The sequence below is a fragment of the Kitasatospora sp. NPDC092286 genome (assembly GCF_044755565.1).
Lineage (GTDB): Bacteria > Actinomycetota > Actinomycetes > Streptomycetales > Streptomycetaceae > Kitasatospora.
The window spans coordinates 24797-40044 of the sequence record NZ_JBIVRD010000019.1; the positions used below are offsets into that span (position 1 = coordinate 24797).

The 15248-nt window shown below is 73.8% G+C and carries 11 protein-coding genes; 5 read left to right on the top strand and 6 right to left on the bottom strand.

The features are described from left to right. Positions 1–12: 12 nt before the first annotated feature. From ACIQIB_RS20505 to ACIQIB_RS20515, 3 genes are all read left to right on the top strand, one after another. Positions 13–1404, top strand: a complete 1392-nt coding sequence (locus ACIQIB_RS20505; RefSeq protein ID WP_400649842.1) for an MFS transporter — start codon at positions 13–15, stop codon at positions 1402–1404. Between the two features lie 129 nt (positions 1405–1533). Beyond that, positions 1534–2880: a cytochrome P450 gene (locus ACIQIB_RS20510; protein WP_363604544.1), complete on the top strand. Its 1347-nt coding sequence runs from the start codon at positions 1534–1536 to the stop codon at positions 2878–2880. Between the two features lie 105 nt (positions 2881–2985). Then, complete coding sequence (locus tag ACIQIB_RS20515; RefSeq protein ID WP_363604542.1) at positions 2986–3966, top strand: isocyanide synthase family protein; 981 nt, start codon at positions 2986–2988, stop codon at positions 3964–3966. On the opposite strand, the gene ACIQIB_RS20520 is transcribed toward ACIQIB_RS20515, so the two are convergent. From ACIQIB_RS20520 to ACIQIB_RS20530, 3 genes are read right to left on the bottom strand one after another with little or no spacing between them, the layout of a single operon-like run. Next, positions 3948–4763: an ABC transporter ATP-binding protein gene (locus tag ACIQIB_RS20520; RefSeq protein WP_400649845.1), complete on the bottom strand. Its 816-nt coding sequence runs from the start codon at positions 4761–4763 to the stop codon at positions 3948–3950. The two genes, ACIQIB_RS20515 and ACIQIB_RS20520, sit on opposite strands and share 19 nt — an antisense overlap. Then, the gene (locus ACIQIB_RS20525; protein ID WP_363604539.1) at positions 4760–5839 is read right to left on the bottom strand and encodes an iron ABC transporter permease; all 1080 of its coding nucleotides are present in this window, start codon (positions 5837–5839) and stop codon (positions 4760–4762) included. Before ACIQIB_RS20525 ends, ACIQIB_RS20520 begins: the two co-directional genes overlap by 4 nt. Before the next feature lie 3 nt (positions 5840–5842). Continuing rightward, positions 5843–6931, bottom strand: coding sequence for an ABC transporter substrate-binding protein (locus tag ACIQIB_RS20530; RefSeq protein WP_363604537.1), 1089 nt, complete (start codon positions 6929–6931; stop codon positions 5843–5845). Positions 6932–7153: 222 nt separating this feature from the next. Here ACIQIB_RS20530 and ACIQIB_RS20535 point away from each other — a divergent pair, with 222 nt between their 5' ends. Then, positions 7154–7918 (top strand): helical backbone metal receptor, encoded by a 765-nt coding sequence (locus ACIQIB_RS20535; RefSeq protein WP_400759648.1) that lies wholly within the window; start codon positions 7154–7156, stop codon positions 7916–7918. A gap of 10 nt (positions 7919–7928) precedes the next feature. Here the strand turns inward: ACIQIB_RS20535 and ACIQIB_RS20540 are convergent, their stop codons facing one another. Then, positions 7929–8927: an LD-carboxypeptidase gene (locus ACIQIB_RS20540; RefSeq protein ID WP_400759528.1), complete on the bottom strand. Its 999-nt coding sequence runs from the start codon at positions 8925–8927 to the stop codon at positions 7929–7931. 247 nt (positions 8928–9174) lie between these two features. Between ACIQIB_RS20540 and ACIQIB_RS20545 the strand changes: the two genes are divergently transcribed. Beyond that, entirely contained in the window at positions 9175–10173 is a 999-nt protein-coding gene (locus ACIQIB_RS20545; RefSeq protein ID WP_363604533.1) for a transglycosylase SLT domain-containing protein, read from the top strand. Between the two features lie 162 nt (positions 10174–10335). Here the strand turns inward: ACIQIB_RS20545 and ACIQIB_RS20550 are convergent, their stop codons facing one another. Continuing rightward, a complete protein-coding gene (locus ACIQIB_RS20550; RefSeq protein WP_400759531.1) occupies positions 10336–12765 on the bottom strand; it encodes a hypothetical protein in 2430 nt (809 codons plus the stop codon). Positions 12766–12949: 184 nt separating this feature from the next. Then, positions 12950–15142 carry a hypothetical protein gene (locus ACIQIB_RS20555; RefSeq protein WP_400759533.1) on the bottom strand — a complete coding sequence of 731 codons (2193 nt, stop codon included), beginning with the start codon at positions 15140–15142 and terminating at the stop codon, positions 12950–12952. Positions 15143–15248 lie beyond the last annotated feature (106 nt).

The window sequence follows — 15248 nt, forward strand, 5'->3', positions numbered from 1 at the left end:
GGAAGGAAGACCATGGCAGCGCAGCAGCCGCTCGCCACAGGTGGACTGAGTGGCGGCCAGGCAGAGCCGAAGGACCGGTGGAGCCTGGTCGTCGCGGCCGGCCTGCTCTCGTTCGTGGCGATGCTCGACATGAACGTGGTCAACCTGGCGCTCACCGACATCGCGGACAGCCTGCATGTCTCCTCCACCACCGCGCAGTGGGCCGTGCTCGGCTACCAGCTTCCGCTGGTCGCCCTGCTGCTGCCCGCCGGGCGCTGGCTCGACCAGGTCGGCACCCGGTCCGCGCTGCTGCTGGCGGTCAGTTGCTTCGCGCTCTGCAGCGTGCTCGCCTCCGTCGCCCCGTGGGCGAGCTGGCTGATCGCGGCCCGGCTGGCCCAGGGTGCCTTCGGCGCGGTGCTGTTCGTGCTGATGCCGGTGCTGGCCGCCACCGCGGTCCGGCCCGAACTGCGTGGCCGGGCCATGAGCGTGCCCGCCACCCTCGGCCCGCTCGGCGCCGTCACCGGCCCGGTGATCGGCGGGCTGCTGCTCGACCACGCCGGCTGGCGGGCCATCTTCCTGGTCAAACTACCGGTCTGCCTGGCCGCGTTGCTGATCGCCCGGCGGGACGCCCCGCGCGGCGGCAGGCTGCGGCTGCCCGACCGGGGCTCGCTGGGTGACGCCGCGCTGATCGGCTCGGCGGTGGCCGCCGTCCTGCTCGCGCTCACCCTCGCGCCCGACGCGCCGCTGTGGCTGCTGCTCGCGCTGCCCGCCGCCCCGCTCGTGGTCTTCTGGGCGCGCCGGCCCGGCGGTCGGCCGGTCATCGAGGTGCTGCGCGCCGCCGGCACCGCCGGGGTCAACGGCTCGGTGCTGGCGCTGGCCGCCGGCTTCGCCGCCAACCACTACCTGCTCGCCCAGCACCTCCGCCGGGACGACGGGATCAGCGCCACCGACACCGCTCTCACCATGCTCGCCTTCCCGCTGGGCATGGTGCTCGCCGGCCGCTTCGGCGGACGGCTGGCGGACCGCTGGGGCGCCCGGCCCACGGCGCTGACCGGCGCGGCCGTCACGGCGTTCGGCATGCTGCTGCTCGTCCCGCTGGACGCCGACTGGTCCTCGCTCGACATCGCCTGTCGGCTCGCGCTCGCCGGGGCCGGCATGGGCCTCAACGGCGGCCCGGTACAGGCGCTGGTGATGAGCTCCTCACCGCCGAAGCAGCTGGCCACCGCCGGCTCCGCCGTCCAGCTCGCCCGCAGCCTGGGCTTCGCCCTCGGCCCGGCCCTCGCCACCGCCGCCACGATGTTCGGCGGCACCGGCACCTCGGGCATCCGGGCGGGGCTCGTCCTGGCCACCCTGGTGGCCGCGCTCGCGGTGGCCCTTCTCGCCCTGCGCCACCGCACCAACGGCACCACCCGGAGCACCCCGTAACGCCCGGCACCATCCCGTCACACCGGTACGAGCCGCACCACTCGGGGACCCACCGCACCACCCGGCACCACCGCGCAACACCCCAGCACCACAGGCACCACCGACAACCCGACCGGAGGAACACCGCACATGACCGACACCGTGCACGATCCGACGGCAGGCAGGCCGGCCGGCGATGCGGCCGACGCCCCGAGCTGCCCCTTCGGATACGACAGACTCCCCGACCCGGTACCGCTGTACGGGCCGGAGTACAAGAGCGACCCCTATCCGCTCTACCAGCGGATGAGAGAGGCGGGCCCGGTCCACCGGGTCGAGTTCCCGAGCGGGATCGCCGCCTGGCTGGTGACCGGCTACCGGGCCGCCCACGAGACCCTCAGCGACCCGCGGCTCGGCAAGAACCACTCCCTGGGCAACGACGCCTGGCGCAAGCTCGCCTCGATCATGCCCGAGCCGCAGCACTCCCAGCTCCAGGTGCACCTGCTCCACCAGGACCCGCCGAAGCACACCACGATGCGCAAGCTCGTCCTGGACGCCTTCGCCCCCCGCCGGGTGGAGGCCCTGCGCCCGCGCATCCAGGAGCTCGCCGACGCCCTGGTCGACGAGTTGCCCGAGACCGGCGACGCCGACCTGGTGGCCGGCTTCGCGGCGCACTACCCGTTCCGGGTACTGGCCGAGGTCATCGGCCTGCCGCAGGAGCTGGCCGTCCGGTTCGACCGTGACTGGGGCAAGGTCGTCCAGCCGGTCGGCCCGCAGGACCCGGGCCGCCCGGCGTACGAGGGCCGGCTACGCGGCCTGCAGACGTACATCGCCGACGTCGTCACCCACAAGCGCGCCCACTACGACCCCGCCGGGCCCGATGTCGATCTGCTCGGCAGGCTCGTCACCGCTTGCGACGAAGGCGAGTTGAGCCCGGAAGAGCTCGACTCGATGGTGTTCCAGCTGCTCGTGGCCGGCCAGGAGCCCGTCACCAACCAGATCACCACCATGCTGATCACGCTGCTGCGCCACCCGGAGCAACTCGCCCGGCTGCGCGACGGAATCGCCGGAAACCCGGGCCTGCTCCCCCGGGCGGTGGAGGAACTGCTGCGCTACGACTCCGCGTTCGAGCTCACCACCTGGCGCTTCTTCGCCGAGGACAGCGACCTGCACGGGACCACCATCCCGGCCGGGGACTCGGTGATCATCTCGCTCTGTGCCGCCAACCGCGACGGCGAGCAGTTCCCGGACGCCGACGTCCTGGACTTCGACCGCACCCCCAACGCCCATCTGGCCTTCGGCCACGGCATCCACTTCTGCCCCGGCGCCGCCCTGGCGCGGACCGAACTCCAGGTAGCCATCGGCACGTTGATCACCCGGCTGCCCGGGCTGCGCCCGTCCGCCGGGCCCGGCCAGGAGATCGACGCACTCACCTGGGTGCCCGCCGTCCTGGCGCGCGGGGTCAACCAGCTGCCGGTCGCCTACGACAAGCGGGTCTGACCGGCCCCACCAACTCCCCGGCACCCCCTCAGCGTCCCGGCAACCAGTGCCGGGGCGTGGCTCCGCCTGCCCCGAAGCCCGTAACCCATTCCGTGGAGGACCACCATGCCGCCCGCCGGCACCGTTATCACCGACACCCAGTCCGCCAGCACCACCGGCCCCGTCACGGACCCGCAGTCCGTGGAGCGGCTCTGCGACGAGATCCTCGACCTGCTGCTGCCGCACCGCCGGGCCTCCGACCCCGAGGTCGACGCCACGCCCGCCGACTTCCCGCTCCAGCGGGAGCAATTGGCGGACTTCATCACCTCCGGCGACCCGATCCTGTTCACCCTGCCCGGCTTCCCGTGCAAGTCGCCCAACCTCGCCAAGGTGCTCAGCCACCTGCCCGACGAGGGCGAGCGCCTCTCGCTCACCTTCCTGAACGGGCTCTGCGAGGAGATCGGCAAGCTCTACGAGCCCGGCGCTCAGATACTCATCTGCTCCGACGGGCACATCTTCGGCGATCTGATCCACGTTCCCGACGACCACATCGACCAGTATTCCGACGAACTGACCGCGATGATCGAGCGCGAGGGCCTGAACCACCTCGCCACCTTCGACCTGCGGGCCGTCCTCGGCGACCTGCCGTTCGACGAGAAGCGCGCCCGGGTGCACGCCAAGTACGCGCCCACCAAGGAGGAGCTGCGCGAGCAGGTGCTCACCGACGAGGAGACCGCCCGCCTCTACCGCGGGATCACCCGGTTCCTCACCGAGGACACCTTCGGCTTCGAGGGCACCAAGTCCGCCCTGCAGCGGGACTGCCGCCAGCGTGCCTACGGCGTCATCCAGCGCAGCCGCGCCTGGGGCGACCTGATCGCCGAGCATCACCCCCGCTCCTTCCGCCTCTCCATCCACCCGCAGAAGGTCGGCGTGCTGAAGTTCGGCATCCGGCTGCTGGAGGCCGCCGACGTCTGGATGACGCCGTGGCACTCCTCGGTGCTCCACCAGCCGGACGGCCGCTGGGAGCTGCTGCGCAGCGAGGAGGCCGCGAAGGTCGGCCGCCTGGTCGAGCGCAACGGCCGCCCCAGTCACTTCGAGACCTCCTGACGGTGGCCGGCCGGCGCTGAGGCGCCGGCGGGCGTGCGGTGGTCGAACGCGATCAACGGGTCACCGGTGAGCGGATGTTCGACCACCGCCGCCCGCACGCCGAACACCTCGGCGAGCAGGTCGGCGGTCAGCACGTCACGCGGCACCCCGGACGCCACCAGGGTGCCGCGGTGCAGTACGTGCAGCCGGTCGCAGACCGAGGCCGCCGCGTTGAGGTCGTGCAGCGCGATCAGCGTGGTGCGGCGCTGTTCGCGCAGCAGGGTGAGGAGTTCCACCTGGTGGCGGACGTCCAGATGGTTGGTCGGCTCGTCCAGCACCAGGACGTCCGGCTGCTGGGCCAGCGCCCGGGCCAGCAGCACGCGCTGGCGCTCGCCGCCGGACAGCTGGGCGAACTGACAGGACGCCGACTCCGTCATGCCGACCCGCACCAGCGCCTCGGCGACCACCCGGTGGTCCTCGGCGTCGTCCGCGGCGAACGCCCGCTTGTACGGGGTGCGGCCCATCGCCACCACCTCGCGGACGGTCAACTCGAAGTCCCCGCCGCGCTCCTGGGGCAGCGCGGCGATGTGCCGGGCGGACTCCGCGGGGGTGAGCTCGGCGAGCTCCCGGCCGGCCAGCAGCACCCGGCCGGCGCTCGGCCGCAGATGCCGGTAGACCGTGCGGAGCAGACTGGACTTGCCGCTGCCGTTGGGGCCGACCAGACCGGCGATCTCCCCCTCCTTGGCGACCAGGTGGACGCCCGCCACCACCGTCCGCCCGGACAGGGTGACGCTCAGATCCTCGACCGCGATCCTCAACTTCGCTCCAGACGTCGGTCCAGCAGGTAGAGCAGGGTGGGCGCGCCGAGCAGGGCGGTGACCACGCCGATCGGGAGCTCCTGGGTGTCCAGCGCGGTGCGGGCGATGGTGTCGACCACCACCAGCAGCACCGCCCCGGTGAGGGCCGAGAGCGGCAGCAGCCGGCGGTGGTCGCCGCCGACCAGCAGCCGGCAGACGTGCGGCACCATCAGGCCGACGAAACCGATCGCGCCCGAGACCGCGACCAGGACGCCGGTCAGCACACTGGTGACAACGAAGATCTCGCGGCGCAGCCGGGTGACGTCCACGCCGAGCCCGGCCGCCGTCTCGTCGCCCATCAGCATGGCGTTCAGCCCCCGGGCGCGGGCCTGGAGCAAGGCCAGACCGAGGGCCACCGCGATGGCGGGGACGGCGAGTTGGCCCCAGACCGCGCCGCTGAGACTGCCCATCAGCCAGAACAGCACGCCCCTGGTCTGCTGTTCGTCGCTGGTCTGCAGCACCAGGTAGCTGGTGAAGCCGGTGAGGAACTGGCCGATACCGATGCCGGCCAGCACCAGGCGCAGCGGGGAGAAGCCGCCGCCGCGCCTGGCCAGGACCCAGACCAGGGAGAACGCGGCCAGTGCGCCGGCGAAGGCGGCGAGCGAGACGGTCAGGCCGATGGCGCTGCCGAAGTTCATCTCCAGGCCGAGCGAGGTGCCGAGGACGATCACCGCGACCGCGCCGAGCGAGGCCCCGGAGGAGATGCCGAGCAGATAGGGGTCGGCGAGCGGGTTGCGGACCAGGGCCTGGACGGCGGTGCCGACCAGGCCCAGGCCCGCCCCGACCATCGCCGCCAACAGGGCACGGGGGACGCGCAGTTGCCAGACGATGAGGTCCCGGGTGCCGGCCTCGGGCGCGCGTCCGGTGAGCCGGTGGGCGACCACCGACCAGACCTCGCCGGGCGGGATGTCCACCGACCCGAAGGACACCGCGGCGGTCAGCGCGAGGACCAGCGCGACGGCGAGCCCGGCGGCCAGCGGACCGGCCCGCAGGGTCCGCGCCCGGCTCCTCTTCTCGGTCAGGGCGGCCGTGGTCACCTGCTACTGCCCGTTCTTGACGAGGGTCGGATGGACGGTGGCGGCGATCTGCCGGACGGTGTCGGCGTCGCGTACCCCGGCGATGGTGGTGACCTCGGAGCCGATCCGCAGGAAGCGGCCGTCCTTGACCGCCTTCAGCCCCTGGGTGGCGGGGAAGCCGCGCAGGAAGGCCTCCGCGTCGGCGAAGGCCTTGCGGTTGTCCTCCTCGCTGCCCCGGTTGCGCACCGCGAGCTGGATCCAGTCCGGGTTCTTGGCCACCACGTCCTCCCAGGAGACCTGCTTGAAGTCGGCGTCGCAGTCGGCGAAGACGTTGCGCGCGCCGGCCAGGGTGATCACCGCGTTGGCGACCTGCCGGCCGCAGACGGCGACGGGCTGCTTGACGCCGCCGTCGAAGTCGAAGAGGAAGTAGCCGGGCCGCTGGTCGTCGGGGACGCCGGCGGTCGCGGTCCGCACCTCGCCGATCTGCTTCTCCATCCCGGCCACCAACTCCTCGGCCCGGGCGGCGGTCCCGGTCACGGCGCCGAGCCGGCGGATGTCGTTCTCCACCTCGGCGAGGTCGGTGCGCGGGCCCTTGGCGGCCTTCGGCGTGCCGGCGCAGGCGGTGGAGAGGAGGACGACGTGCTTGATGCCCGCCGCCGTGAACTCCTCCTCGCTCGGCCCGGCGCCCGCGCCGCCCATCATCGGCATCGACCCGAAGGTGTCGACGTAGAGGTCGGCGCCGGAGCCCAGCAGCTTCTCCTTGGCGATCACCGTGTCCCCCAGGACCGGGACCTTTGCGCCCTGGTCGGCCAGGGCCGCCGGGAGGCTGCCCTTCCCCGGCGGGAACCCGGTACCGATCACCCGGTCGCCGACGCCGAGTTGCAGCAGCATCTCCAGGCCTGCGGCATTGCTGGTGACGATCTTCCGGGGGGCCTCCTTGACGACGGTCTCCTTGCCCGCGCAGTCCGCCACCTTCACCGGATACGCCCCCGCGGCCGCCGCCTGGCCGCCGGCCCCGCTCACGGCGTCGTCGCTCCCCCCACCACCGCTTCCGCAGGCCGTGGCGAACAGGGCTACGGCGGCCGCGATACCGCAGAACACGCGAGGGCGCATGACAACTCTCCTGGTCAATGGTCGTGCTCGGGCCCGTCCTACGAACCCGGACCAGGTAGTCGGCCCTTGTGCCCGCTCGGTTCCCGGGACTTTCCGGCGCAGCGCCGCACCGTGCGAAACGGCACGGTCTACGGTGATGGGATGGCCTCTCCCCCGGCTCCCTCGGCTCGCTCCACCCACTTCTTCCCCTCCGACCTCTTCGCTCCGGTGGACGATCTCGGTATGCCCGTTCGAGTCGGCCCCCACCCTGTCCGGCGGGTCGTCTCGCTGGTCCCGTCGCTCACCGAGGCCGTCGCCGTCACCGCGCCCGGGCTGCTGGTCGGCGCCACCGACTGGTGCTCGCACCCCGCCGGTCTCGCCGTCACCCGCGTCGGCGGCACCAAGAACCCCGACGTCGACCGGATCGCGGCGCTCGCCCCCGACCTCGTCCTCGCCAATGACGAGGAGAACCGCCGGCCCGACCTCGACGCCCTGCGCGCGGCCGGTCTCCCGGTCTGGGTCACCGACATCCGCACCCTCGACGGGGCCTTCCGCTCGCTCCACCGGCTCCTCACCGCCGCCTGCGGCCTCCCGCGCCCGTCCTGGCTCGACGACGCCGAGGCCGCCTGGGCCACCGTCCTCCCCCGGCCGGCCCCGCTCCGTGCCGTCACCCCCGTCTGGCGCCGCCCCTGGATGGTGCTCGGCCGCGACACCTTCGCCGGTGACCTGCTCCGCCGCCTCGGCGTCCAGCTGATCCACGCCGACCACCCGGACCGCTACCCGGCCGTCCCGCTGCCCGAACTCCTCGCGTCGAAGCCGGAGTTGGTCGTGCTCCCCGACGAGCCCTATCACTTCACCGCCACCGACGGCCCCGAGGCGTTCCCCGGTGTCCCGGCGGCCCTGGTCAGCGGCCGCCATCTGACCTGGTACGGCCCGTCGCTGGCCGAGGCGCCGGGGGTGCTGGCGGCCCAGCTGGCGCGGGCGCTGCCCGGGGCGGCACCGGCCTGAGCGCCGGTGCTCAGGCCCGGACGACGGCCGGCTCGTCCAGGGCCAGCGTCCGGGCGGTGGCGTCGACGGTGGCCCTGATGCCCAGCGGGAGCGGGAGGTTGGGGCCGGCGTGCCCGAAGTCGACCCCGCCGAGCACCGGCAGCTCCCGGTCGCCGACGACGTCGAGGACCACGTCCCTCAGGGTGGGCCGGGTGTCCCCGCAGCCGGCGGCCGGGACCTGGTGCGGCACGCCGACGACCATCGCGGCGACCCGGTCCAGGACTCCGGAGAGCCGCAGGGCCTGGAGGTCGTGCCAGACCCCCGACAGCGGGCGGTCCACCTCCTCCCAGAACAGCACCGCGCCGTCGAAGCGCTCGGGAGGCAGGGCGAACGGCGTCGCCTGGAGCGTCACCAGCCGGCCGAGCAGGCCGCCGACCAGTGGCCCAGACGCCCGGCCGGGCCGCCAGCACTCCCAGGGGGAGAGCGCGGTCAAGGCGCCCAGCGGTTCGGTGCCGGTCAGCAACCGGGCGTAGGTCCCGGTGAGTTCGGCCCGGTGGTCGCGGTGTCCTGCGGGCCCTGGGCGGTGCCAGGAGCCGCCGAGGCCGTAGGTGGCCATGTCCGCGTGGATGCCGGCCAGCCCGGTGCGCGCGTGGAGGGCGAGCAGGAGGAGGGAGAGGTCGCTGCAGCCGAGGATCGGCTTGGGGTCCGCCCGGACGGCGTCGAGGTCCAGCAGGTCCAGGTAGCCCACCGTCGCCTGTCCGCCGGTGTGCGCCACGATCGCCCGGACCTCCGGATCCCGGAGCAGGCCGTTGAGTTCCCCGGCCTGCTCGACGGGCGGCGCCGAGGCCCACCACCGACGACGGTCGACGGCCGTCAGCGTGCTCCGGCGGACCCGGAAGCCCATCGCCTCAAGGGTGGCCACACCGCGGTCGAGCAGGGGCACCGCCTCGGCCTCCAGCGGTCCGGCGGGCGCGGCCACCGCGACGAGGTCCCCCGGGGCCAGGGCACGGGGACGCAGAAGGTCGGGCACTGGAGAACTCCCTGGCTCTCGGCCGCGCGTCGGCCGGCACGGCTCGTCCGGCCGAGTCTCATCGCGCGGTCGCCTCCCGGCAAACGATTTTCACCCCGGGCTTCCCGCCGGGCCGGCGAACGGGCCGAACCCGCCTATCAGTCCGATGATCTGCTCACCGTAAGATGACCGCCTCTCACCGGGCCGGCCGGTGACGACTGGGGGGTTGGATCGCATGCACCTGGGTGCTTCGCGTCGGGTACTGGTGATGGTGTCGGCTGCGGCGGTGTCGACGGCGCTGCTGACGGGCTGCGGCAGCAAGAAGGTCACCGACGAGGCCGGGGGGCCACCGAGCACACCGGCCGCCACCACCACGGAGATCTCGCCGTCCGCGGCCCCGACGGCCACCCCCTCCGACACGCCGACCGCGAGTACCGGCCCGAGCCCGACCGGCAGCCCGTCGCCGAGCACGAGCAGGTCGGCCAAGCCCAGCGCGACAACGAGCAGCGCGACGCCGAACGGCGCCAAGCCGAACAGCGCCAAGCCGAACAGCGCCAAGCCCTCCGCCCCGGTCGCGGAGAAGGCCCCCGCCCCCGTCGCGGCCGCGCCCGCGCCGACGGCCAAGCCCGGACCGGTCGCACCCCCGCCGCCGCCCGCGCCCGCGACCCCGCACGTCCCGCCGCTGCAGAGCAGTTGCAAGCCGAGCAAGCCCCAGCCCGACGAGCCGAAGGAGGCCGTGGCCGCGGCGCTCACCGCCGCCGCCGGCCAGCCCCGGGTGCTGAACCTCAGCAACGGCGGCACCGACAGGCTCCCGGCACTGCCCGCCAACCTGGTCAGGGCGATCGCCTGGCAGGAGAGCGGCTGGCAGTCCGGCATCCTCGCCTGTGACGGCGGCATCGGCACCATGCAGATCATGCCCGCCACGGTGAGCTGGATGAACAGCAAGTTCGGGACGGCCTCCGACCCGAAGACCCTCGCCGGGAACGTCCAGCTGGGCACCCAGCTGCTCGACTGGCTGGTCGCCTACTACGGCGACTCCTCCTTCGGCGGGAAGTACGACCTCTCCCCCGACCCGGTCACCGGCAAGACGCCGCTGCTCGACCTGGTCATCGCCGCGTACAACGCGGGCGCGGGCAACGTGCACTACAACACCGTCACCGACCCGGTCACCGGCGAGACCGGCGGCAGCCTGGTCATCCCCAACCCCGGCTACGTCGCCAACGTCAAGGCCCTGATGTCCAGCGCCCCCTGGACCAAGACCGACTGAGCCGCGGTACGGGGCCCGCGGCCACGAGCGGCGACAACGGCGGCCCCGCAACAGACCGGCGGCCCCACCGGCGATGAAGCACGGTGGGGCCGCCGCGGTGCTGCGGGCCGGCGTCCTGCGGCCTCGGACATGACGTCGGCCCGAGGACGAGCCGTCCCGCGGTCAGCTGTCCCGCGGGGCCGAGCGCTCGGTGACGGCAGCGCGTCGGCGGGACCGGCGCCACAGGGCGCAGCCCAGGACGATCAGGCCGCTCCCGGCCAGGCCCGCGACGGCGGTCTCCGGACCGCTGCCGGTACTGGGGAGGACGGAGCCCTCGGCGTGGCCGGCGCCCGGACCGCCGGGGTGGCCGCCATCAGCGGGCGGGACGGCGTTCGGCCGGTCGTGGCCGGGGTGGCCGGGGTGGCTCGGGCAGCCCGGGTGCCCGCCCTTGTGGTCGTGATCGGCCGGGCAGGGGGTGACGGTGACGGTGACCTCCGCCGGCGGACTCTCCACCGTCCCGCCCTGCGGGTCCAGAGCGGTCGCCCGGGCGCGGTTGGTGACCTTGCCGGCCTTCGCGTCGGCCTCGGTGACCTGGTACGTGCCGTGGCAGGTGGTGCTCTGGCCCGCGGCGAGGCTGGTCAGATCGCAGGTGACCTGCTGGACGCGGTCGTCGGTGACCGTGAGGCCCTGGAGTTCGGTGGTGCCGGTGTTGGTCACGGTGTAGGTGTAGTGGATCGTTTCGCCGGGCCGGACCGGGCCCTTGGTGTCGGCGTGCTTCTTCAGCTTCAGCCGCGACGCCCCTCTGATCGTGATCGTGGCGTCGACGGTCGGGGAGGTGACCGTGGTGCCGTTGGCGGTGCCGGTGGCGAAGGCGTGGTTGGTGACCTGGCCGGCCGCCGCGTCCGCCTCGGTCACCACATACGTGCCGTGACAGGTGGTGCCGGCCCCGGGGCTGCCCGCCGGTGCCAGCACGGTGGCGGCGCAGACGATGCCGGTGACCCTGTCGTCGGTCACCGTGACGGCGTCCAGCTGAACACCGCCGGTGTTGGTCACCAGGTAGGAGTAGGGCACGGTCTCCCCGACGGCGAACGGCTCGGGGGCGTCGACGTGCTTCTCCACCGTGATGCCCGGCGGAGTGACGATGGGCACGGTGGCCGAGGAGGGCGGCGAGGTGATCGGGGTGCCGTTGAAGGTGGCGGTGGCCTGGGCCGTGTTGGTGACGAAGCCGCGGGCCACGTCCTCGGCCGTGATGGTGTACGTCCCCGTACAGGTGACGGTCTCACCGGCCGCCAGCGTGCTGACCGGGCAGGTGACGGGGGTGACCAGCGGGTCGTTGACGGCCAGGTTGGTCACCGGGGAGGCACCCGCGTTGGTGACCACGAAGTCGTACGGGACGGGGGTACCCGGCACCAGCAGCCCGGGCAGCGGCTCGTGCGGGGTCTTGACCAGGCTCAGGGTGGGCAGCGGCTGCTCGGTGGTGATCGCCACGTTGCGGATCAGGTGGACGTCGGTGAAGGCGCCCGTCGACCCCGCGAACCCGAACTTGTACGTGGCGGGCACCGGCTCCGGAGCCGGCGTGGACAGCACCTGGTGCGGGCCGGTCCCGTCGTTGAAGTCGATGCCGACCGTCAGGACCGGGTGCGGGGCGGGCGTCAGATGGACGTTCACCCGACGCCGGGAGGGCTCCAGCGCGGTCTGCGCGTCCTGGGGCGTGACGCCCGGCGGCAGCGTGGTCAGCGGGCCCTGCAGCAGGCCCGGCAGCGTGGACGGCCACGGACCGGTGGTGGTGAAGTTGCTCGTCGTCGCCGTCAGGAAGCAGTACCCGAGCAGACCGTCCCCCGGCCCGCGGACGGTGACCATGTTGGCGCCCGGCGCGGGCACCCGGAACTGCGTACCGGCCGGCGAGCGCTGGGCGCAGCCGTTGCCGCGCTGCTCCCAGTCGCCGAAGTAGTTGCCCAGGACGTCGAGCCCGACCCCCAGGTAGCCGCGGTCGACGCCGGGCAGGAAGGCGAGGTTCGGGTCGTCGTTGGGCAGCTTCTGGGCATAGCCGAGGCTGCCGCCGAAAGCCCCCGGGTGGGTGAGGGACTCATCGCCGTCCACCAGGAAGAAGGAGATGCCGTCGGCCGGGGTGTTGGGCGTGGTGCTGCCGTACTGCCACTGGTCGAAGGTGACGTCCAGGCCGTTTCCGGCGGGGAGCGCCTGGTTGTAGAGGACGGCACCGCTCTGGTCGTTGCTGGAGTCGGTGACCCGGAGATAGCCGAACGGCGCCGCGTTGAGGGGCGGCACCGGCCCGGTCTCGGCAGCCGGGCACCCTCCGAGCGGATGGTTGCCCGGCCCGGGCGCCGCGGCGGCGGGGGCACCGGTCAGGCAGGCGGAGCCGACGGCCGTGAAGTCCGCGTCGGCGGTGGCCCCGGTGAAGGTCTCCTGAACCAGCGGCGTCCCGGTCGCCCTGACCCGTTCGGGGACGGCGGCGACCGCTTGTCGGGGGGCGGCCGCGGCCGGTGCGAGCTGACCGGTGAGGCCGACGCCGATCATTCCCAGCGTCACCGCTGCCGTCGCGAGGCGGACCGTACGGGCGTGGAGCCGCGACGGGCCGCCGTGTCTTCTTGCCATGGCAGCAATATGTATCCAGTCGACTACCCCCTGTCTCACCCGTGGCTGCCAGTCAGCTCATCGGCGCCCCCGCAGGAGTGGTACCACCGGACCCCGGGCGGGGGCCGGCCGGACGACGAGAACGCGAAAGGTGGCACCGCCGGACGAACCGGCGGTGCCACCCAGGATTCGACGGGGCCTGCGGTCAGCCCCTGGCGGCGGCGACCGCGGTCCCCAGCGCCTCCTTGATCCGCGGCCCCAGGCGGGCGAAGCCCAGCTCCTTCATCGCCGCCCGCAGCAACTCCTCGTCGCTGCGGTCGACGCCATCGCCGTCCAGCCACCGGACGACGGCCAGCAGTTCCTCCGCCGAGTAGGCGGTCACCGGGCGGCCCGGCGTGAAGTCCGGCTTCGCCGGCCGACCGGTGGCCGCAGGCTCGGGCTCAGCGGCGGCGGGCTCGGCCTCGGCCTCGACCTCAACGGCGGGGGCAGCCGACTCGACCTCAGCCACCGGCTCGGCAGCCGGCTCAGCAGCCTCGGGCACGACGGCCTCGGCCTCGACCGCCTCGGGTTCGACGACCGGCTCCGCCTCGACGACGTCAACCGAAGCGCCGGCCTCAACCTCAGCCACGACCGGCTCGACAACCTCAGCCACAACGCCCTCGGGCTCAGCCAGCTCGACCTCAGCCACCGGCTCGACAACCTCGGACACGACGGCCTCGACCTCAGTCACCACGGCCTCGGGCTCAGCCGACTCGACCTCAGCCACCGGCTCGGCAGTCGACTCAGCAACCTCCGCCACCTCAGCCACAACGGCCTCGGGCTCAGCCAGCTCGACCTCAGCCACCGGCTCGACACCCGACTCAACGGCCTCGGACACAACGGCCTCGACGACCGGCTCCGCCTCCACGACGTCAACCGAGGCCCCGGCCTCAACCTCCGCCACCTCAGCCGCAACCGGCTCGACGACCTCAGCCACCGGCTCGGCAGCCGACCCAGCGACCTCCGCCACCTCAACAACAACCGGCTCGGCCTCAGCCGCAACCGCCTCGGCCTCGGCCAGCTCGACCTCAGCCACCGGCTCGACAACCGACTCAACGGCCTCGGGCACCTCAGCCACCACGGCCTCGGGCTCGGGCTCGGCCGGAGTGGCCGACGCGGGCAGTACCAGGTCGTCGGCGGCGGGCGAGGGGGCCGGAAGAGTGACCACCCGGACCTGGGACTCGGCGGGCTCCTCGGCCGTCGGCTCGGCCTTCAGCTCAGCCGCCGGCTCGTCCGTCGCCGGAGCAGCGGCAGCCTCGGCCTCGGCGTCCGTCTCGGCCTCGGCTGCGGCCTCCGTCGCGACCTCGGCCCCGGCCTCGGCTTCGACCTTGATCTCCGTCTCGGCTTCGGCCTCGACCTCGGCCGCAGCCTCCGGCTCCGTGCCCGTCTCCGCGGCCGTGGCCAGCCCGTCCCGCTGGCCGCCGGCCAGGGCCTGGCGGGCGTTGTACGCGGCCTCGGCGGCGCGGCGGTCGGCGTGGGCGGCGGCGAGTTCGGTGAGGAGTTCGGTGAGTCCGGCCTCCTCCAGGGTGGTGCGCAGGGTGCGGAGGGTCGGGAGGCGGTAGAGGGTGCCCTCGTCCGCGGCGAGGCGGTCGACCAGGTCGATGAGGTCGGTGAACGACAGCCCGTCCAGGTCGTGGTCGGGCAGCAGGCGGGCGAGGCCGCCCAGGCCGCTGTTGATGGCCTCGAAGGCCTGGGCGGTGCGCTCGACCAGCGCGCCGTCGGCGGGCGGGACCGGCAGGGTGCCCTCGGAGGCGAGGACGGCCCAGGCGCGGCGCTCGACCTCGGCGGAGGCGAGCGCCTCGTGCAGGTCCTCGCGGCTGGGGCGGCGGGGGCCGGCGGCCAGGGCGGTGGCCTGCTTGCGCAGGGCGCGGGCGCGCAGCCAGGAGAGCTTGACGCCGCGCTCGCGGCGCCAGGTGCCGTCGGCGGTGGCGGCGGCGAGGGCGTCGAGGTCGGCCTCGTAGGCGGCGCCGACGAGGACGGTGGAGGTGCGGTGGACGCGCTGGAGGAGTTCGACGAGCAGCGCGGCCTTGGCCACGGTGTCCGGCTCCTCGAGCTTGGCTTCGGCGGCGAGCGCGGTGACGGCCTCCCAGGTCTGCTGGAGGTCGCGGCCGCGCAGTTCGGCGAGGGAGGTGGAGGCGGCGCGGGCGTCCTCCGGGGTGGCGACGGTGTCGACGGCCGCGTACCAGGCGTGGGTGTCGGCGGTGAGGCTGAAGGCGCCGAGCTCGGCGTACCGGCCGAGGTCCTCGCGGAGGTCGGGCTCTGCCGTGGCCTCCTGGCCGCGGGCCTGCTCCGGGTCCGTGGCGTCCTTGGCGGCTGCGTCGTCGGCGGCGTCGGCGTTGCGCGAGTGAAGCACTGTCATGTGAGGTCCGGTTCTGGGCGACTGCGGCGGGGCTGGCGGCGAGGGGAGGCGGACCGGGTGCGCACGGGGCCCCGACGGGAGGGGCTGGGGGCGCGCGGTCGGGCCG

What these genes read in the sequence shown, in the direction of transcription:
- ACIQIB_RS20505 (WP_400649842.1), top strand. Translation starts at nt 13, where the DNA reads ATGGCAGCGCAGCAGCCGCTCGCCACAGGTGGACTGAGTGGCGGCCAG.
- ACIQIB_RS20510 (WP_363604544.1), top strand. Translation starts at nt 1,534, where the DNA reads ATGACCGACACCGTGCACGATCCGACGGCAGGCAGGCCGGCCGGCGAT.
- ACIQIB_RS20515 (WP_363604542.1), top strand. Translation starts at nt 2,986, where the DNA reads ATGCCGCCCGCCGGCACCGTTATCACCGACACCCAGTCCGCCAGCACC.
- ACIQIB_RS20530 (WP_363604537.1), bottom strand. Translation starts at nt 6,931, where the DNA reads ATGCGCCCTCGCGTGTTCTGCGGTATCGCGGCCGCCGTAGCCCTGTTC.
- ACIQIB_RS20535 (WP_400759648.1), top strand. Translation starts at nt 7,154, where the DNA reads ATGCCCGTTCGAGTCGGCCCCCACCCTGTCCGGCGGGTCGTCTCGCTG.
- ACIQIB_RS20545 (WP_363604533.1), top strand. Translation starts at nt 9,175, where the DNA reads ATGGTGTCGGCTGCGGCGGTGTCGACGGCGCTGCTGACGGGCTGCGGC.
- ACIQIB_RS20550 (WP_400759531.1), bottom strand. Translation starts at nt 12,765, where the DNA reads ATGGCAAGAAGACACGGCGGCCCGTCGCGGCTCCACGCCCGTACGGTC.
- ACIQIB_RS20555 (WP_400759533.1), bottom strand. Translation starts at nt 15,142, where the DNA reads ATGACAGTGCTTCACTCGCGCAACGCCGACGCCGCCGACGACGCAGCC.